Annotated in this window: 15 protein-coding genes; 9 read left to right on the top strand and 6 right to left on the bottom strand. The window is 38.7% G+C overall.

What is annotated here, in order from left to right; all coding sequences use genetic code 11:
- Window positions 1–12 precede the first annotated feature (12 nt).
- Window positions 13–1,623, bottom strand: a complete 1,611-nt coding sequence (locus AAEU30_RS15465) for an NAD(P)/FAD-dependent oxidoreductase (protein WP_421961259.1) — start codon at window positions 1,621–1,623, stop codon at window positions 13–15.
- A gap of 167 nt (window positions 1,624–1,790) precedes the next feature.
- On the opposite strand from AAEU30_RS15465, the gene fdxA reads away from it, so the two are divergent.
- The 3 genes from fdxA (at window position 1,791) to AAEU30_RS15450 (ending at window position 4,971) form a co-directional block, all read left to right on the top strand.
- Window positions 1,791–2,114: a ferredoxin FdxA gene (fdxA, locus tag AAEU30_RS15460; RefSeq protein ID WP_421961258.1), complete on the top strand. Its 324-nt coding sequence runs from the start codon at window positions 1,791–1,793 to the stop codon at window positions 2,112–2,114.
- Between the two features lie 140 nt (window positions 2,115–2,254).
- Window positions 2,255–4,486 carry a carbohydrate binding family 9 domain-containing protein gene (locus AAEU30_RS15455; protein ID WP_421961257.1) on the top strand — a complete coding sequence of 744 codons (2,232 nt, stop codon included), beginning with the start codon at window positions 2,255–2,257 and terminating at the stop codon, window positions 4,484–4,486.
- 14 nt (window positions 4,487–4,500) lie between these two features.
- Window positions 4,501–4,971, top strand: coding sequence for an Sbal_3080 family lipoprotein (locus tag AAEU30_RS15450; protein WP_421961256.1), 471 nt, complete (start codon window positions 4,501–4,503; stop codon window positions 4,969–4,971).
- Between the two features lie 79 nt (window positions 4,972–5,050).
- Here AAEU30_RS15450 and AAEU30_RS15445 read toward each other — a convergent pair whose 3' ends face one another.
- Window positions 5,051–6,253, bottom strand: a complete 1,203-nt coding sequence (locus AAEU30_RS15445) for an Nramp family divalent metal transporter (protein ID WP_421961255.1) — start codon at window positions 6,251–6,253, stop codon at window positions 5,051–5,053.
- 305 nt (window positions 6,254–6,558) lie between these two features.
- Between AAEU30_RS15445 and nhaD the strand changes: the two genes are divergently transcribed.
- Both nhaD and AAEU30_RS15435 read left to right on the top strand, forming a co-directional pair.
- Window positions 6,559–7,995 carry a sodium:proton antiporter NhaD gene (gene nhaD, locus AAEU30_RS15440; protein WP_421961254.1) on the top strand — a complete coding sequence of 479 codons (1,437 nt, stop codon included), beginning with the start codon at window positions 6,559–6,561 and terminating at the stop codon, window positions 7,993–7,995.
- 415 nt (window positions 7,996–8,410) lie between these two features.
- Window positions 8,411–8,833: an MAPEG family protein gene (locus tag AAEU30_RS15435; protein ID WP_421961253.1), complete on the top strand. Its 423-nt coding sequence runs from the start codon at window positions 8,411–8,413 to the stop codon at window positions 8,831–8,833.
- Between the two features lie 68 nt (window positions 8,834–8,901).
- On the opposite strand, the gene AAEU30_RS15430 is transcribed toward AAEU30_RS15435, so the two are convergent.
- The 3 genes from AAEU30_RS15430 to AAEU30_RS15420 form a co-directional block, all read right to left on the bottom strand.
- Window positions 8,902–10,422 (bottom strand): DUF3360 family protein, encoded by a 1,521-nt coding sequence (locus tag AAEU30_RS15430; protein WP_421961252.1) that lies wholly within the window; start codon window positions 10,420–10,422, stop codon window positions 8,902–8,904.
- 443 nt (window positions 10,423–10,865) lie between these two features.
- A complete protein-coding gene (locus AAEU30_RS15425) occupies window positions 10,866–12,713 on the bottom strand; it encodes an ABC transporter ATP-binding protein (RefSeq protein WP_421961251.1) in 1,848 nt (615 codons plus the stop codon).
- Between the two features lie 65 nt (window positions 12,714–12,778).
- A complete protein-coding gene (locus AAEU30_RS15420) occupies window positions 12,779–13,099 on the bottom strand; it encodes an Mpo1-like protein (protein ID WP_421961250.1) in 321 nt (106 codons plus the stop codon).
- Between the two features lie 155 nt (window positions 13,100–13,254).
- Between AAEU30_RS15420 and AAEU30_RS15415 the strand changes: the two genes are divergently transcribed.
- Window positions 13,255–15,411, top strand: coding sequence for a prolyl oligopeptidase family serine peptidase (locus AAEU30_RS15415; RefSeq protein ID WP_421961249.1), 2,157 nt, complete (start codon window positions 13,255–13,257; stop codon window positions 15,409–15,411).
- Between the two features lie 76 nt (window positions 15,412–15,487).
- Here the strand turns inward: AAEU30_RS15415 and AAEU30_RS15410 are convergent, their stop codons facing one another.
- Window positions 15,488–16,777 carry an anti-phage deoxyguanosine triphosphatase gene (locus tag AAEU30_RS15410; RefSeq protein WP_421961248.1) on the bottom strand — a complete coding sequence of 430 codons (1,290 nt, stop codon included), beginning with the start codon at window positions 16,775–16,777 and terminating at the stop codon, window positions 15,488–15,490.
- A gap of 197 nt (window positions 16,778–16,974) precedes the next feature.
- Between AAEU30_RS15410 and AAEU30_RS15405 the strand changes: the two genes are divergently transcribed.
- The 3 genes from AAEU30_RS15405 (at window position 16,975) to AAEU30_RS15395 (ending at window position 19,032) form a co-directional block, all read left to right on the top strand.
- Entirely contained in the window at window positions 16,975–17,778 is an 804-nt protein-coding gene (locus tag AAEU30_RS15405; RefSeq protein WP_421961247.1) for a glucosaminidase domain-containing protein, read from the top strand.
- On the top strand, window positions 17,771–18,433 hold the full coding sequence (locus tag AAEU30_RS15400) for a DUF2987 domain-containing protein (protein WP_421961246.1): 663 nt from the start codon (window positions 17,771–17,773) through the stop codon (window positions 18,431–18,433). The genes AAEU30_RS15405 and AAEU30_RS15400 overlap by 8 nt, the downstream gene beginning before the upstream one ends.
- 122 nt (window positions 18,434–18,555) lie before the next feature.
- Window positions 18,556–19,032 (top strand): transcription elongation factor GreAB, encoded by a 477-nt coding sequence (locus AAEU30_RS15395; protein ID WP_421961245.1) that lies wholly within the window; start codon window positions 18,556–18,558, stop codon window positions 19,030–19,032.
- Window positions 19,033–19,113: the final 81 nt, after the last annotated feature.

The raw sequence follows: 19,113 nt of genomic DNA, 5'->3' as shown, positions 1-19,113 counted from the left end.
CATTTACACAGCTTAGCCATGTTTTTCAAGCATAGATAAAGCAAGTGCTTCAGCCGATTTTATACCATCAATGCCCGCAGATAAAATACCGCCTGCATAGCCTGCACCTTCACCAGCAGGGTATAAACCTTGGGTATTAATACTTTGCATGGTTTTATCACGCTTAATGCAGATTGGTGATGAAGTACGTGTTTCTACGCCTGTTAATAAACCATCATTCGATGAAAAACCACGAATTTGTTTATTAAACGCTGGAATGGCTTCGCGAATAGCATCAATGGCAAAACTTGGCAATACTTTAGCTAAATCAGTGAGTTTTATACCTGGTGTGTATGATGGTTTAACATCACCTAAGTCACTTGAATCTTTACCTTTTAAGAAGTCGCCAATTAATTGTGCTGGCGCATCATAATTACTACCGCCAAGTGCATAAGCTTGTTCTTCTAATTTACGTTGCAAATCGATACCTGCCAGTGGGTGGCCTGGAAAGTCTTTTTCTGGTGAAATACCCACGACTATCGCGCTATTTGCATTTCGTTCACTACGAGAATATTGGCTCATACCATTGGTAACAACACGTCCTTCTTCAGATGTTGCAGCTACAACAGTCCCACCTGGGCACATACAAAAACTATAAACGGTTCGACCATTGTCACAGTGGTGTACCAGTTTATAATCAGCAGATCCAAGAATAGGGTTACCAGCGTTAGGTCCGAAACGACATTCATCAATCATTGATTGCTTGTGCTCGATTCTAAAGCCTACTGAAAATGGTTTTGCTTCAACATAGATACCTTTGTCATGTACCATTTGGAATGTATCACGGGCACTATGACCTACAGCAAGTACCACATGTTGTGTATCGAGTCGCTCACCAGTTGATAACTTCAAACCAGTTACTTGGCCATCTTCGAGTTGGATATCATCAACGCGAGTACTAAAACGGATTTCGCCGCCAAGCTCTTCGATTCGCGTGCGCATTTTTTCAATCATGGTGACCAGTTTAAATGTACCAATGTGTGGTTTACTTACATACAATATTTCTTCTGGTGCGCCGGCTTCAACAAACTCGGTGAGCACTTTGCGGCCATAATGTTTAGGGTCTTTTACTTGACTATAAAGTTTACCGTCAGAAAATGTACCTGCACCGCCTTCACCGAATTGTACGTTTGATTCAGTATTTAGTGTGCGTTTACGCCAAAATCCAAACGTGTCTTTTGTGCGCTCTCTTACTTCTTTACCACGTTCTAAAATAATAGGCTTAAAGCCCATTTGCGCAAGCACAAGACCAGCAAATAGACCACATGGTCCAAAACCAATAACCACTGGGCGCTGTGTTAAATTAGCTGGGGCTTGAGCGACAAATTTGTAAGATGTATCAGGGGCGGGCTTTACATGTTGATCTTTACTGAATTTAGCCAACAGTTCAGCTTCATTTTCGACGTCTATATCAAGTGTGTAAATAAGTAAAATAGCGGTTTTCTTTCGTGCATCGTAGCCACGTTTAAAGACATTAAAGCTATTTAAATGCGCTTTCTCTATATCAAGTTTAGTTAAAATTGCCTGTTGTAGGGCATCTTCGTCATGATCAAGCGGTAGCTTTATCTCTGTTAAACGTATCATATACTTTCTCTGTTAGGTGTCTTAGCAATAACGCATTAGTTATGCTCACAATAGGCATGTATTTTACGTTAATTTAGCTAATGATGGCAGCGATTATTTATTGTATTTTCGCTGTGGTTGGGTATGATCCTGCTCTGACAGTATATAAATCTTAGGTAAACGTAATAATGGCATTTGTAGTTACAGAAAATTGTATCAAGTGTAAATACACTGATTGTGTAGCTGTGTGTCCAGCCGATGCGTTTTATGAAGGTCCTAACTTTTTAGCTATTAGCCCAATTGATTGTATTGACTGTGGTTTATGTGTACCTGAATGTCCCGCTGAGGCAATTTATCAAGAAGAAGAACTTCCTAAAGATCAGCATGAGTTTACCGAATTGAATGCCGAGCTCGCGTTAGTATGGCCGCGAATAACGGAGGTTAAAACAGCCCCTAAAGACGCTGACAGCTGGAATGGTGTGGCGAATAAACTAAAATTAATTGAAACATAATCTAAGCTGCCTCAAATCACTGCGAAATAATTATTATTTTTAACATTTTAGCTATAAAAGTGTTAACAAATGTACCTGACTAAATTACAATCCTTGGGTTAATTTACTCCTGCTGAGTAGTCGAACCTAAATGGATGTTTATGCAGTATCAAAACCAAATAATAAAAACCCTTTTTTATGTTTTTGTGCTTTATTTCAGTACGCATGTTTTTGCGCAAAAACAACACTTTAACTTGGCTCATCTTGAACAATCTATTGACCTTGATGGGCAACTGTTAGAGTCACATTGGCAAGATGCCACATTTATTCCGTTAATTTATCAAAATGAACCGAATGAAAAGGGTGTACCGCCCGTTAAAACAGATGCTTATCTATATGAAGATGGAACATTTTTGTATGTTGCCTTTATAGCTTACGACGACAGCCCTGAAGATATCCGTGCTGCGCTTCGCGATCGTGATACATTGTGGACGGATGACAACGTTGCATTAATGATTGATACTTTTAATGATGAAAGAACAGGTTACGAATTTTACGTAAATCCTCTGGGTGCGCAGGGAGATATGCGCATGACAGATACCGATGGCTGGAGTGAAGACCCTTCGTGGGATGCGATTTGGGATAGTGCAGGGCAAATAACTGACCAAGGTTATGTGGTTGAAATGCGCATTCCTTTCACTGCATTGCGGTTTCCAAAAAATAAGGCCGATATGACGTGGAGTATCGCTTTGTGGCGTAACTTTCCACGTGATGTGATGTATCAGATGTCAAATGTTGGTTTTGATCGTGATGTAAAATGCAGCTTTTGCCAATTTGATAAAATAACGGGCTTTAATGCGATGGAGCCCAGTAAAAATATTCAATTAACACCCACCTTGACTGCACTGAGACATGACATTAAAGAGGTTGTACCCGGAGATTGGCAAAATGGTGATATAGATACCGAAGCAGGGTTAGATATACGCTGGGGTATTAGCCAAGACGCTGTGATAAATGCCACTATCAACCCAGATTTTTCACAAGTTGAAACTGATAGTTTAGAGCTGGATGTAAACACCACTTATTCAATCTATTACGCTGAAAAGCGGCCATTCTTTTTAGATGGCGCGTCTTATTTTAAAAGTAGCTTATTCGAATTACTTTATACCAGAACAATTGCTGAGCCTGATGTCGGGGCCAAAATCACAGGGAAAACAGACGCCCACAGCTATGCTTTTATGTATGCCGATGATGAAAACACCAGCATTTTGCTTCCAACCAATCAAGGCTCAAGATTTGCAAATTTAGCCGAAAAATCCAAGTCGGCAGTAGGGCGTTACCAATATGATATTGGCGAGCAAGGCACTGTAGGTGTAACTACAACACACCGTGAAGCCGATAATTATCATAATACGGTTTTATCGCTTGATGGCAGTTACTGGTTTAATCAAACTGACAGTGTGTTATATCAAATAGCTAATTCAGAGAGTAAAAATTCACAATACTTAGTTGAAAACTATGGCCTTGATAGTCAGCAGTCAGATCACGCTTATGAAATCGAATTTAGCCGTGAAAAACGCGATTATAAACTTTTTGCAAGCTATCAGGATATAGGCGAGGACTATCGTACTGACTTAGGTTACCAAGCTCAGGTTGATTATAAAAAAGTGACACTTGGTGGTGGGCAATCGTGGTACTTAGATGCAAATGAGCTGGTTACTGAATACTCATATAATGTGGATTGGGATAAAACTTGGGCACAAGATGGCAGTTTGCTAGAGGAAGAATACGAAGGGTATGTATTTTTAAAAGGGCAAATGCAATCATTTTTAGAGATTGGCTATGTTCATAGAAATGAAAACTACGATGATAAGTTTTATAACCAAAATATCGGCTATGTTTGGGGCGGCTTTAAACCAAGCAAAGATATCACGTTAAACTTATATACTGAATTTGGCAGTAAAATTGATTACAGCAATGAGCAAATTGGTGACCTATTTACGTTAGAGCCAGAACTTACTTGGGATATAAATGATCACTGGCAAGTTCAACTAGAGCATAGCTTCAGTCGGTTAAACAATCCGCAGGGGGATAATGTATTTACCGCGAACCTGACTGATTTACGAATTTATTATAAATTCAATATGCGTTCCATGGTTAAACTTATTTTGCAATTTGAAGACATCGATCGCAACGAAAACGCCTATTACTATGCAGTAGATAAAATAAACCGTGATTATGGTAGTCAGTTAGTCTACTCATATAAAATTAATGCTCAAACTTTATTTTACCTAGGCTATTCAGATAAAGGTTACCAAGATGATTCACTTAAAGATATAGAGCGTGATCAGCGCACTTTCTTTACAAAACTAAGCTACGCATGGCAACTTTAAATAAGGATATAAAAATGAAAATAACAACAATCTCTACCTCACTACTTTTTACTTTAGTTATTCTGTTATCTGGGTGTGTGAGCCCTAAGTTCACAGGAAGTGCTATACCTGAGAACATCTTAACAGCAAAACCCCAAGTGTTAGTTATTAATGATGCCGAAACCCGTGATGGTTTTCAGCATGCTGTAGAGGGGTGGTTGGATTCTGAAGAAATTCGATATGTCGTAGAACCTGAAGGTGTCGAGCACGATCCACAGCAGCTGACTATTGAATATGTCGGGTATTGGAGCTGGGATCTTGCTTTATTTTTAAGCAGAGCAGAAATAGAAGCATTCTACCAAGGACAAAGGGTATCTAAAATCACTTATAATGCACCGAGCACATTACATACAGCCAAATTTGGTGATGCAGATGAGCGAATTAAATTAATGCTTGATGTTATGTTTGCTAATAAGTCGCTTCAAGAAGCGACAGACAAGTTATAGTTGTAACTGTATGTCTATCAACTCTGTAACTAAACAGATATTTGAAGCCGCTATCTCACAATAGCGGCTTTTTTAAGCATTAATGTATCAATAGACTAATTAGCTTATAACCACTGAGTGAAAAAATCAGTATTAATGCAGGTAACGCCAGCAAATTTACAAATCGTGAGTTAGTGTAATCACCCATCACAGCTTCTTGATTTACCAACCATACAAGGTAGGTGGTAACAATTGGCAATAATAACCCATTGGCAGCTTGTGCAAAAATAATCACCGCGACAGGGTCTAAACCAAGTGATGCGACGGTGGCGCCGAAGACTAAAATGATAACAGCGACCAATTTAAATCGGTTGTTACTCATATTGTTAGACCAACCAAGCATTCCACAAACGGCATAAGCACCTGCTAGAGGTGCGGTAATGGCACTGGTTAAACCTGCGGCAAACAAACCAATAGCAAAAAAGTAATGCGCTGCATTACCTAATAACGGCTCGAGTTGCATAGCCATATTCGCAGCACTTATTTTGCCTGTCTCTGTGCCGTAAAAAGCCACTGAAGCAGTAGATAAAATAGCTAAAGTGATCACACCGCCTAAAGTTATGGATAGCCCCGTATCTAGATTAGTTTGCTTAATAGTCGTAGCTTTATCACTATGTTTATTATGTTGTGCTGCAAGCACGCCAGAATGCAAAAACAGGTTATAAGGCACAATAGTTGTGCCGATTAATGCAAGTACTGTTGTCATAGAGTCTTTTGGAATACTGGGTATAAACCCTTCAAGTACCTTCATAATAGGAGGCGCAGCCATTACTAAAGTGGATATAAATACTAAACTCATTAATATCACTAATAGGATCAGCGCAGACTCCACCACTTTATGTTTGCCACTATAAAGTAAGAAAGCACTAAAAACTGCAATTAAAGGCGTCCATATTTGAGTGTTCACTTGAGGGAATATTTCAATTAACCCCATACTTGCGCCGCTTAAATTACCGGCTTCATAGGCTGCACTACCAACGCCGATCGCACTGATAACTAAAAACGCTGCAATTTTCTTAAACAGTGGGGTTTGAATATGTGTACGAAGAGCTTGAGCGAGATCTAAGCCTGTTGCAACACCTAAGCGAGCAGCCATTGATTGTAATAATATAGTCGCTACGACTGAAAATAATAATGTCCAAATTAGCGTGAAGCCAAAATTTGCACCGGCAATACTAGCACTGGTGATTGTGCCCGGACCGATAAAAGCTGCGGTGACGAGTAAACCTGGTCCTAATCGCATAAGTTACCTTAATTAAATGTTGATATTCATCAGTTGTCTACAGCTTACAAGTAAATCTATATTGTTAAAAGTGCAAGAAAGAAATTTATACACTCACAGGCTAAAATACAAAGTAGCAGGTATTCATCAATTTTATATTTTAAATAACAGCAAATAATGCCTATTTAGACTTGAGTATAATTGCCTTCATGTAAAATTATGGTAACTTACGTCAACTTTTTTATAACATCCCCTCAGCAATAATAATTACAAAAAATAATTAGTTATAAAATCACCGTTTTTGAAATTAAAACAGGACGTACCGTGTGAAAAACTTACTACGAGGCTTAAGTCTATTTAGCTTAGCGTTACTACTATTTTGCTCGCCTGCATGGGCAAGTGAAGGTCAATTAAACCTTACAACATCGAATGTTGGTTTACTCTGTATTGTTATATTTTGCATAGCATATGCAGTAGTTATGCTTGAGGAAAAGCTGCACCTAAGAAAGTCTAAACCTGTACTGGTAGCTGCTGGTCTAATATGGATTTTAATCGGTGCGTATTATGTAAACAACGATATGCCGGGCATCACTGAGTCTGCATTTAGACATAATTTGCTCGAATTTGCTGAACTAATGTTGTTTTTACTCGTTGCAATGACTTACATAAATGCCCTTGAAGAAAGGCGTGTGTTTGATGCGCTACGCTCATGGATGATTCAAAAGGGGTTTAATTATAAAAACCTATTTTGGATCACTGGGTTTTTAGCGTTTTTTATTTCACCGATAGCAGATAATTTAACGACAGCATTGTTAATGTGTGCAGTGGTGATGAAAGTGGCAGAGGGTGATAAGCCTTTTATTAATTTAAGTTGTATCAACATCGTTATTGCGGCCAATGCTGGTGGAGCATTTAGCCCCTTTGGTGATATTACGACTTTAATGGTTTGGCAAGCGGGACTCGTTCATTTTAATGAGTTTTTGGTGTTATTTTTACCGTCATTAGCAAACTATTTAGTACCCGCAGCGATAATGAGCTTTTATGTTGCAGATAAACAGCCTTCAGCGGTGTATGAAGAAATAGAGCTTAAACGCGGTGCGTTGAGAATTTTAACGCTATTTTTATTAACCATAGCAACGGCTGTTGCGTGTCATAGCTTTTTACATTTACCCCCCGTACTTGGCATGATGATGGGATTAGGTTACTTACAGTTTTTTGGTTACTTTTTAAGAATGACATTACCGGGCTCATTAGCGCGCAAAAAAGCCCATGCAGAACAGATTGGGGATAATGACCGCCTAGCCAAACTCGGTAGCGTGGTTCCATTCGATGTGTTTAGCAAAGTATCACGCGCTGAGTGGGACACTTTATTGTTTTTCTATGGCATCGTAATGTGTGTGGGTGGTTTGGGCTTTTTAGGTTATTTAAATTTAATGTCTGAGATGCTCTATGGGAATTGGTCTGCAACGTCGGCAAATATCTTTTTAGGTGTGATTTCTGCTGTGATAGATAATATACCTGTAATGTTTGCTGTACTTTCTATGCAACCGGATATGTCTCATGGGCAGTGGCTACTCATTACGCTCACCGCTGGAGTCGGTGGCAGTTTGTTATCAATAGGATCTGCGGCAGGGGTTGCATTGATGGGACAAGCCAGAGGCTACTACACCTTTTTTGGTCATTTAAAATGGACGCCTGTTATTGCACTTGGTTATGCTGCAAGTATTTTGCTGCACTTGTGGTTAAATGCATCTTTGTTTTAGCAAAACAACTTCTATAAAGCAAAGAAGCTAGGTTTTCTTTGCTTTTTGCAATCAAAATCTATTACATGTTTACTTACACTTTAGCTTGTTAGAACACTTCAATTGATAATACGCTTACATTAGATTACTAATATATCTTCTGTTTCAGGGTATGTTATGTCATCTAAAAAAATATTAGCAGTGAGCTTTATTTTACCCGCAGTCATTTTTGTTATTACATTTTAAACCATCCAATACAACAAACATTACACCTCTCAAAAACATAATGACTCACATTAATGTAGTTTTTATACAAGCAAGACTATTTTTTACATGTTGATTAACAGTTAGATATAAAACTTATTGGTATTCAAATGGTTAGGGTAGGCTTGTTTTTTGCTTCAAGGTAAGTATCTAAACAATAAGAGGGTTAATAATGACTGAACTTGCTTTATCTGCTTATTTTGCACTGTATATTTACTTGATCATGGTATTCATTCAATGGGCTGTTGCTACATTTAGTAAAGCGAGCCAAAAAGATGCAGTACCGGGTAAAATTGATTCTAATTTAAGTCACGGTAGCTTTGTTTTTAGGGCGCATCGCACGTTTCAGAATACCATTGAAAATAGCATACTGTTTTTAGGAACTGTGTTATTTGCATTTATAATTGGTTATCACAGTGCTGTGTTTGCAATTTGTATTTGGGTTTATGTTATTGCTCGCTGCATTCACATGGCACTTTATTATGCTATTGCAACAGAAAAAAATCCAAGCCCTCGAAGCTATTTCTTTTTAGCGGGTGTAGGGGCAAATATGGTGATGCTGGTTCTATTAGGTTTACGTTTAATTGCTTTTTAAAAATCTATTTAGAAAATATGAAAAGCAGCAAACTAACCCTCAGTTTGCTGCTAGTATAAGGAGGTTATTTATAAGTGTCTGAAATCACTTAGCAGAGCAGGTATTCCAGGTAGCATTCCGACCATAGCCATTACACTGGTTAATAGAACAAACATTATTAACGGAATTTTCCAACGACTCATTGGGCTTAGCTCAGCACTTCGCTCTTTACAACCAATTAGACCCAGGTTATCAAGCAACATTGTCAGAGACCAACCAAATGCAGGATTTACCAGCGTTGATGCAAATACAACAATGGCCGCGGACTGAGTGGTTTTGCCTTCGCGGGTCATTTCCATCCCTGCCTCAAGCAGTGGTATAAATACCCCTACAATTAGCGCAACGCAAAGTACTGGCTGCCATATGGCTAAATCCATAGGGTATCCCCAAATACCAGCAATAATACAAAATAGGGCAGTTAACACAGCGCCAGCAGGAATAGGGCGCTTAGCGATAGCTGCTGGCACAATATAAGTACCCCAAGATGAGGTAAAGTTAGAGCCCCCCAGTAACGAACCACAGGTTTGACGAACCGATGCGCTAAACATAGTATCGTCTATATTCATATGGACTTTTTCAGTGCGTTGCGGGTAACTAATTTTTTGAAATACTTGATGACCTAAAAAGTCAGGTGACCACATTGCTACGGCGAGTATGGCAAAAGGTAGCACCACAACAAAGCTTTCAAGTGTCGGTAAGCCAAGCATCCACCCGGTATTTTCACCCCACCAATACATTGGATTCATATTTGGTAGGCCAGGTGCTGTTTTGAATTCAAAAGGTGCACCTAAAGCAAACGCTGTGACACCGCCAATTAAGCAGCTTAACGGCACAGCAAGCCAACGTTTTTTAAAGTGCTCTAAGAGTGCATAAAGTAATATAGTCGCTAAAATTACAATGAAGGCTATGTGGCTCATATTAATGCTTTCAGCCCATGCAAATAATTTTTTTACTTGGGAAATAGTGCCAATAAACCCGAGGTAAAGCAGTAACCCCCCGCATACTCCTTTGCTGGTTAATCGAGCGAGTAAACTACCACCTTTACTTATAGCAAGAATAAAACCAAATGCGCCAATCAATAAACCGAAAGCCATCGGGTGACCACCTGCTGCAACCACAATAGGGATAAGGGGGATCAAAGGGCCATGTGTACCCGCTAAATTAGCGGTAGGTAAAATGAATCCTGAAAACAATATAATGAAAAATGCGACAATTAATAGTTCGTAGCGCACATTCTCTAATATAAAGGCATCACCTAAACCGAGCGGAGCCGCAAAGGTAGCAGCAATTGCCCCAACCATAACAACTTTACCAATAGTTCCTGCCATAGCCGGGATAGTATCTTCAAGTTCGAAACGGTAGTCCCGAAAAGGTAAATTTGCCCGCCAACGTTTTGGTTGCATTATTTGTAGTTCATGTTCGAGATATTCATCTCGGGTATCAAATGATGAGCTCGGCTTATGAAGGCTTTCGTAGCTTGCGTTTACACTATGTTGTTGTGTATCGGCTTCTACATTGTTTGGATTTTTATCCTGTGATGTTGTTGTCATAACTTCTCCGGCAACATATTTGCTGCTCTGTTTCAAACTTAAATACAGCTTTTTCAAGCAATAAATATTGAAAGCCTAGAGTAAAGCAAGTTTGTACAAGTTGGGATTAGTCAAAGGTCTAGGATTGAAGCTTATTAAAGGGGAAGGTTATAAAAATATTAACAGTTACAAGGGGTACTTTAGTCGATATGACTATGCTAGTTGATGTTAGTCTCGATTATTTAGGCTTAATAGCGATGTTAAATATACTTCAGATAGTTAAAACTGAAGTATATTTAACTTTAAATTGACTAGCCTAAAGCACCGACTAAGCTTTGCTAACTTGCTAACTTGCTAACTTGCTAACTTGCTAACTTGCTAACTTGCTAACTTGCTAACTTGCTAACTTGCTAACTTGCTAACTTGCTAACTTGCTAACTTGCTAACTTGCTAACTTGCTAACTTCATTCAACGCCAATGAATCCACCGGTTTGGTGGGCCCATAGACCAGCATAAATACCATTTTGAGATAGTAGCTGCTCATGACTGCCTTGCTCTACGATACCGCCCTCATCAAGCACGATTAGCCTGTCCATTTGGGCAATGGTTGATAGGCGATGTGCAATGGCAATAACCGTCTTGCCAGTCATTAAATCATCAAGGCTTGCTTGAATTGCGGCTTCAACTTCAGAGTCAAGAGCGCTTGTTGCCTCATCTAATATTAAAATAGGGGCGTTTTTAAGTAATACACGGGCAATTGCAATACGTTGACGCTGGCCACCAGAGAGTTTGACGCCGCGCTCACCAACTTGTACGGCAAACCCTTGATTACCCTTGCTGTCTTCTAAGTCTTCGATAAACTCCATGGCTTTAGCTTGTTTTGTCGCTTCTATCATTTGTTCATCGGTTGCATCTGGGCGACCATAAAGAATGTTTTCTTTGACTGAGCGATGCAATAAAGAAGTGTCTTGTGTAACCATTGCAATGTATTTTCTTAAGCTTTGCTGGCTGACTTTTGATATATCTTGACCATCAATTTTTATTGCGCCACTGTCAACATCATAAAAACGCAGTAATAGATTAACAAGCGTTGATTTACCAGCACCCGAGCGACCCACTAAACCAATTTTTTCACCGGGTTTTATGTTTAAATCTAAACCATTGATAACAGGCCCTCGGTTGGTCTCATTAGCTGCTTTACCATAGTTAAAGAAGACATTATCGAATGCAATTTGCCCTTCAGTGACAGCGAGTGATTTAGCATTTGGCATGTCATCAACATCAATCGGTGCCGATAAGGTTTTCATACCATCGCTAACTGTACCAATGTTTTCAAATAGACTGCTAATTTCCCACATAATCCATTGTGCCATGCCATTTAAACGAAGGGATAAACTGACCGCGATAGCAATTGCACCAGCGCTTATTGCACTTAATGACCAAAGGTAAAGAGATAATGCTGATACACTAAAAACCAGTAAATAATTAAGACTATTAATGCAAAAATTTAAACTGGTGACTAAGCGCATTTGTTTATAAACAGGTTGTAAAAATACGTCCATACTGTCTTTAGCGTACTGTTCTTCACGTTGGGTGTACGAGAACAACTTTATTGTTGAAATATTTGTATAACTATCAACAATTCGGCCAGTCATTTCAGAGCGTGCATCTGCTTGTGAGCTTGCGATACGTTTGAGCTTTGGTACAAAATGCATTTGAATTGCAGCATAAAGTGCAAGCCAAACCAGTAGGGGGATCATTAATCGCCAATCAGCTTCGGCAACCAAGAATACCATAGCACCAAAATAGACCACAATGTACATAAGCACGTCGAGTAGCTTCATCACGGTTTCTCGAACAGCTAGCGATGTTTGCATCACTTTTGTTGCGATACGTCCCGCAAATTCATTTTGATAAAAGCTGACGCTTTGGCGTAATAAATAGCGATGCGCTAACCAACGAATCGACATGGGGTAATTACCGAGCAGTGCTTGGTGTAATATAGCCGAGTGAAAAAACACCACCACAGGTAAAATCACCAGCAAGACAATAGCCATCTTAATAAGCTCTGATTCTTGTTCAATAAATAGCGTTTCTGGTGTGTATGTTCCCAACCAATCGACTAATTGTCCCATGTAACTAAAAAGAGAGACTTCTAAAATGGCCAACATTGCAGCACTGAGTGACATAAGTACTAAAGATAGCTCCATACCCTTAGTATAATGCAGGCAGAAGGCAAGAAGAGTTGCAGGTGGTTGGCTTGGCTGTTGTTCAGGGAACGGTTTCGTCATCCGCTCAAATAGTCGATACATTTTAATATCTTAAATAGTAAAAATTAGCGTTACTATAGCATTGGCAGTTAATAAAAGCAGGCTGTTCACCAGGGAATTTTACCCACTAATATATCTTTAAACATTACCCAATCACCCCACAGGCTGTAAAAAGGGTATTTGAATGTAGCAGGGCGGTTCTTCTCAAAGAAAAAATGACCTATCCATGCAAAGCCATAGCCTATAATCGGTAATAACCAAAGTGCGATAAAATTGAGTGTGATTGCGACATATGCAACAACAAGTAGCACTAGGCAACTACCCAAAAAATGTAATCTACGACACGTTTTATTACTATGCTCTGTTAAGTAATACGGGTAAAAATCTTTGAATGTTTGAAAAGGTTCTTGTCTTTTTTTTTGTCCCATTCTATACCCCTTTTTTGTAAAAAAAATCCTTCAACTTCTACGCAGCATGTTTACATACATTCACAGTAGCACAATTTATTAGTCGCATAATACTCGACAATAGTCCCTTAAAAAAATATGTTATAAGATAACTAATTAGCGAGAATGAAAATATAATGTTAAAAAAAGTTTTAGCCTGTGCTGTCATAGCAGCACTAAGTGGTTGTTCAGATATGCCAGTTAATAAAAGTGAAAAAGAAGTAATAACTAAAAACGAGACTAAACAGCAGTTAACCTACCCTGAAACTAAAAAAGGAGCTGTTGTTGATATCTATTTTGATGAAAAAGTTGCAGACCCATATCGTTGGTTAGAAGATGATATGAGCGATGAAACAGCCCACTGGGTTGAGACTCAAAATAATACGACGTTTTCCTACCTAGACAATATTCCTTATCGTGACACATTAAAAGCCAGCCTTGAAAAATTAATGAATTATGAAAAAGTTACAGCTCCTTTTACTGAAGGTAAGTACACTTATTTTTATAAAAATGATGGGCTACAAAATCAATATGTTTTGTTTCGTAAACTCGGTGATGGTGAAGCTGAAGTCTTTTTAGATCCAAATACTTTCAGTGATGACGGCACAACGTCTATGTCTGGTCTTACATTTTCAGAAGATGGTTCATTGGCAGCGTATCAAATTTCAGAAGGTGGCAGTGACTGGCGTAAAATCATTATTATTGACACTGAGACTAAACAACCTATCGAAGAAAATTTAGTTGACGTTAAATTTAGCGGCATTTCTTGGTTAGCCAATGAAGGTTTCTATTATTCAAGCTACGACAAACCTAAGGGTAGCGAATTGTCTGCTAAAACAGATCAACACAAAGTGTATTTTCATAAATTAGGCACAGCGCAAAGCACTGATGAACTGGTTTATGGTGGCACTGATGATGAAAAGCACCGTTATATTGGCGCATCAGTTACCCGTGACAACCGTTATTTACTTATCTCAGCCAGTGTATCAACATCAGGCAACAAGCTATTTATTAAAGATTTATCAAAGCCTGAGAGTAAACTTACGACAATTTTAGAGCATACCGAGTCAGATACTTATTTGCTAGATAATGACGGCAGTAAACTTTTTTTAGTGACTAACCTTAATGCACCTAATAAAAAAGTGGTGACTGTTGATGCAGCAAACCCAACACCTGATCAATGGCAAGACTTAATAGCGCAAACAGATAATGTATTAAGTATGTCTAAAGGTGGTGATTACTTCTTTGCAAAGTATATGGTTGATGCAATTTCAAAAGTTCAGCAATTTGATAAATCAGGTGAGCTAGTTCGTGAAATTAGTCTTCCAGGTGTAGGCACGGCACGTGGTTTTAGCGGTAAAAAAGAAAGTGATACGCTGTACTACTCGTTTGCTAACTACACAACGCCAGGTAGTACCTATTCATTTAATGTTAAAACGGGTAAATCTGAAGTTTATCGTAAATCCGGTGCACAGTTTGATTCAGAGCAATATACCTCTGAACAAGTATTTTATGCATCTAAAGATGGTACTAAGGTACCGATGATTATCTCGTATAAAAAAGACACTAAACTTGATGGTAAAAATCCAACTATTTTATATGGTTATGGTGGCTTCAACGCAAGTATGACACCAGGGTTTAGTCCTGCAATTGCTGCATGGCTTGAGCAAGGAGGTGTCTATGCAGTCGCTAATATTCGTGGTGGTGGTGAGTACGGTAAAGAGTGGCACGATGCGGGTACTCAGTTGAAAAAGCAAAATGTATTTGATGATTTTATCGCTGCAGCCGAATACCTAAATGAGAAAAAATACACATCAAGTGACTACCTAGCAGTACGTGGTGGCTCAAACGGTGGTCTACTGGTTGGCGCTGTAATGACCCAGCGACCAGAGTTATTTAAAGTTGCGCTACCTGCTGTGGGTGTTTTAGATATGCTGCGCTATCATACATTCACCGCTGGAGCTGGTTGGGCGTATGATTACGGAACCAGTGAACAAAGTAAAGAAATGTTCGATTATTTAAAAGCTTACTCACCGGTACACAATGTTAAGCAAGGAGTTGAATATCCAGCAACATTAATTACGACAGGTGATCATGATGACCGTGTTGTTCCTGCCCACTCATATAAATTTGCCGCTGAGCTACAGGCTAAAGGGGCTGGTGCTAACCCTTATTTGATCCGCATTGAGACAAATGCGGGTCATGGTGCAGGTACACCAACAAGTAAAATAATTGACCAGTACGCCGATATTTACGGCTTTACCTTGTTTAACATGGGCATAAAGTCACTGTAAAAACACTTTTATCTTAATACAAAACGCCGAAACTATGGTTTCGGCGTTTAACTATACTTACTACTTACTTTAATCGTTAGTTATTACTTGAAAATAGTCGTTGATGCGTTTTAAACGCGTATTCGTCAGTCATACCACTTAAATAATCACAAATTACACGGTGTGTATTACCACCTTGCTGCTGCACTTGTCGATAGAGCTTTGCCGTTGTCTCAGGTAATAAGCGTAAAGGGTCACAGGCAAATGCTTCGAAAAGTTCGATTATTAATTTTTGACCTTTAAATTCAATCTGCTGCATATGAGATGCTCTAATTAAACGATGATAGATAAATGACTTTAACGCTTCGAGCAAGTGCTGGTAAGGCTCTGGTAAAACGACGGTATAATTCAAAATAGGATTCTCAAATACAATATCGGTGCTTGTTATTGAAGATTGAGTTATAAACAAATTAACTAATTCACCAATTACATCTTTGCGCTGAGCTTCACTACCTAAAAAAAGACGCGCTGTTATATTGCTTGTTTCAAGCCAATCACAGTCAACACTTTGTAATACGGGTATTGCATGGTTCTGCCATTCTTTTAAGGTTATTTGCTCAGTGGCAATTGCGTCTTCTAAATCATGAACGGCGTAAGCAATGTCATCAGCTAGCTCCATAATTGCAGCATCAAGAGACTTAAACAGTGTCTTTGATCTGTATTCGTCAATAGGCTTTGCTTGACTAAAATTGTTTTTATCAGCGTCTGATAAAGGGGCGATGATCCATTCAAAAGTGGTTTTATCATCAGTGTACAAGCCTTTAGCTGGTCGCCAATCGTCTGCTTTTATAAAGGCTCTGCTAGAATCATGTTCAGGAATTGTATGCCATAGGTCTTCAATAAAAGCTGGATATTTTATAAAGCCTAATAATGTCCTGCGAGTCAAGTTCATACCATGGCCATCACTATAGGGCTCTAATCGAGACACTATTCGCAGGGTTTGCGCATTACCTTCAAAGCCACCATGATCTCGCATCATATAATTTAATGCTATTTCTCCACCATGGCCAAATGCTGGGTGGCCTATATCATGGGCTAAGCATAAGGTTTCTAATAAACTTTGATCTGGAAAATGATTAAAATCAGGGTGCTGTTTTTCTAAATGACGTAGTAGCCCACTACCAATTTGCGATACTTCCAGTGAATGGGTTAAACGGGTACGATGAAAGTCATTAAGCCCTATACCCATAATTTGGGTTTTCGCCTGAAGTCGCCTAAACGCAGCTGCGTGTATTATCCGTGAACGGTCTACTTGCCAAGCAGAGCGATTATCATTGGGTCGAGATTTCTGCTGTTCTATGATCCTACTTTGCCAATCTAATTCCATGAATTGGTTCTCCGCTGACTTCTAGCAAGTTGATATAAATATTGTAACGGATTTTAGTAGATTATAAATCATTCAGTTGATGAAAGTTTCTATATTAAGTGGCTGATGTTTCTAAATTAGCTGTTATTAAGTATAATACGTGGCTACATGCATGTGAATATGGCCATGCATCAATATCAGTTTTTTAGAGAGAATACATGCTAAAGTACTTAGTTAAATTACTCGTTAGTCTATTTTTTATTTGGGCGTTAGTTTATCCATTTATTAAAACAACGACTCAGCCCGAAGAGCAAGAAAGCACTGAACAATTAATCGTCAAGGAAAAAGAAAAGCCACTTCACAGTGTAAAGCTACCTGATTTTAATAGCTTTACTGACGTAAAAGAAAAAAAACGCGCGTTTTTTGATTTTATTCGTCCGCACATCGAGGCTGAAAATAAACAAATTCGTCAACAGCGTGCTACGTTAGAAATCGCATTAATGATGCTTCAATATGACGAGCCATTGAATGCGAAACAAACGAAGCAAGTAAAAAATATTCTAAATAGTTATAAGCTACCTAATATAATAAATAATTTATCGCTAAACCAAGCACTACGGCGCGTGGATATTATTCCGAAAGAGCTTGCGTTAATGCAAGCGGCGAACGAGTCGGCTTGGGGGACATCACGTTTTGCCCGTATAGGCTTGAATTTTTTTGGTCAATGGTGTTACAGCCAGGGCTGTGGCATGATCCCGAATCGTCGTAATTCTGGTGCAGCACATGAAGTGGCCGCTTTTAAATCTGTTCGTGACGCAGTTTCATCTTATTTTAAGAATATTAACACCCATGCAGCTTACAAAGAGCTACGTTCAATTCGTGCTGATTTACGCCTTCAACAAAAGCCAGTTACCGCTACTAAACTCAGCTATGGTTTAATGTCGTATTCAGAGCGTGGTGAAGCCTATATTGAAGAGCTAAACCAGATGATTAATCATAATAAGGCCTATTTTGATGAATAAGTGTAACGTTACTTTACTTGTGGGTTTGTTGTGCAGCATTTTTGTTAGTGCAACGCTTCAAGCAAAAGAATTTGTTGTATCGTATGATGGCTTTTATGATCGTTTAAAAGTGGTTAATAAAGGTGATTTTCAGTTTGCTCAAGTAAACTTTTATATTACAGATATCGCTTCAAACGATGAGTGCTTGATTAAAACGGGCCGTATTATAACTGAACGACAAGAATATCCACTTAACTACACTGCGCAAGCGCAGTTGCTTTTGCCTTATGATAAGCAGCTTGATACTGATAAAGCGGTAATCGTTATTGAACCACAAAATGACAACCATGATTGTCAGCTAAAATTACAAATAGAAGCCCGAGAATTTACCAATAGCGATTTAAATAAACAGCAGTTATATAAACTAAACGCAGAGTTTGATGAGCTGCTCTCAGATTTATCAGGTTTTTTTGTCAGTAAACTGATGAGCTTTTTGCTCCCTGAGCAAAAGGGCGTGGTACTCACATTTGCAGAGCCGGTTAGTATTGATGATGCAGCTTTTAATTGTGTACAAAATATTTGCCACGTGAGTGTTACTGATGACTGGCAAGACGATAAAACAACGTTTGATGTTTCAGCTCCCCTTACAAAGGTCACCCCGTGGATTACTAAATAGCTAGCCCGTGACTTAATCGCTAAAGCACAATTATACGTGCTTTTAGCTGCTTTTTTATCTTAAATTGATAAATTTTAACGGCATTTTATACTCTTCATTACTGGTATTTAAAATAACAACCTATGATTAAAGCTCACGTTATTGAACATTTACGATTTGCGCTTGAAGCACAATTAGCGACAGCGCAAGCAGCAGCGAAAACGGCTCATGATGCCGCAACTCATGAAGAAAACATTGCAGAAAATAAATACGATACACTAGGTCTTGAAGCTGCTTATTTAGCACAAGGGCAAGCCGAACGTGTGAATGACTGTCACCTGAGTCTTCTTGAATTTGAAAAAGTATTTAAAGAGCCGTCTGCTAATAAAGTATCAATAGGGTCTTTAGTGTGTGTAAGTGATGAAGCTGAGCGCTTAAAGTGGTATTTTATTGGTCCATTATCAGGTGGTTTGAGCGTGACTATTAAAGATCAATTAATTTACGTTTTAACACCACAATCGCCACTAGGCACTTTGTTAATCAATAAACAAAAAGAGGATGAGTTTAGTTTTACCATGGCTGATAAAACACAACTACTTTTTATTGAACAAATCCTATAGATAAATTTTCCTTATCCTGACGCTAAAAATTATTCGTTAGTCAAATAATCAAAAAGCATTTATAAATCACCTGTAGCTTAT

The sequence above is a fragment of the Pseudoalteromonas mucoides genome, assembly GCF_049257175.1.
Lineage (GTDB): Bacteria > Pseudomonadota > Gammaproteobacteria > Enterobacterales > Alteromonadaceae > Pseudoalteromonas.
This window is presented reverse-complemented; position numbering and strand designations above follow the sequence as displayed.

Excerpts from the sequence above, each read along its gene's own strand:
- AAEU30_RS15465 (WP_421961259.1), bottom strand. The coding sequence starts at position 1,623 with ATGATACGTTTAACAGAGATAAAGCTACCGCTTGATCATGACGAAGAT.
- fdxA (WP_421961258.1), top strand. The coding sequence starts at position 1,791 with ATGGCATTTGTAGTTACAGAAAATTGTATCAAGTGTAAATACACTGAT.
- AAEU30_RS15455 (WP_421961257.1), top strand. The coding sequence starts at position 2,255 with ATGCAGTATCAAAACCAAATAATAAAAACCCTTTTTTATGTTTTTGTG.
- AAEU30_RS15450 (WP_421961256.1), top strand. The coding sequence starts at position 4,501 with ATGAAAATAACAACAATCTCTACCTCACTACTTTTTACTTTAGTTATT.
- AAEU30_RS15445 (WP_421961255.1), bottom strand. The coding sequence starts at position 6,253 with ATGCGATTAGGACCAGGTTTACTCGTCACCGCAGCTTTTATCGGTCCG.
- AAEU30_RS15435 (WP_421961253.1), top strand. The coding sequence starts at position 8,411 with ATGACTGAACTTGCTTTATCTGCTTATTTTGCACTGTATATTTACTTG.
- AAEU30_RS15430 (WP_421961252.1), bottom strand. The coding sequence starts at position 10,422 with ATGACAACAACATCACAGGATAAAAATCCAAACAATGTAGAAGCCGAT.
- AAEU30_RS15425 (WP_421961251.1), bottom strand. The coding sequence starts at position 12,713 with ATGTATCGACTATTTGAGCGGATGACGAAACCGTTCCCTGAACAACAG.
- AAEU30_RS15420 (WP_421961250.1), bottom strand. The coding sequence starts at position 13,099 with ATGGGACAAAAAAAAAGACAAGAACCTTTTCAAACATTCAAAGATTTT.
- AAEU30_RS15415 (WP_421961249.1), top strand. The coding sequence starts at position 13,255 with ATGTTAAAAAAAGTTTTAGCCTGTGCTGTCATAGCAGCACTAAGTGGT.
- AAEU30_RS15410 (WP_421961248.1), bottom strand. The coding sequence starts at position 16,777 with ATGGAATTAGATTGGCAAAGTAGGATCATAGAACAGCAGAAATCTCGA.
- AAEU30_RS15405 (WP_421961247.1), top strand. The coding sequence starts at position 16,975 with ATGCTAAAGTACTTAGTTAAATTACTCGTTAGTCTATTTTTTATTTGG.
- AAEU30_RS15400 (WP_421961246.1), top strand. The coding sequence starts at position 17,771 with ATGAATAAGTGTAACGTTACTTTACTTGTGGGTTTGTTGTGCAGCATT.
- AAEU30_RS15395 (WP_421961245.1), top strand. The coding sequence starts at position 18,556 with ATGATTAAAGCTCACGTTATTGAACATTTACGATTTGCGCTTGAAGCA.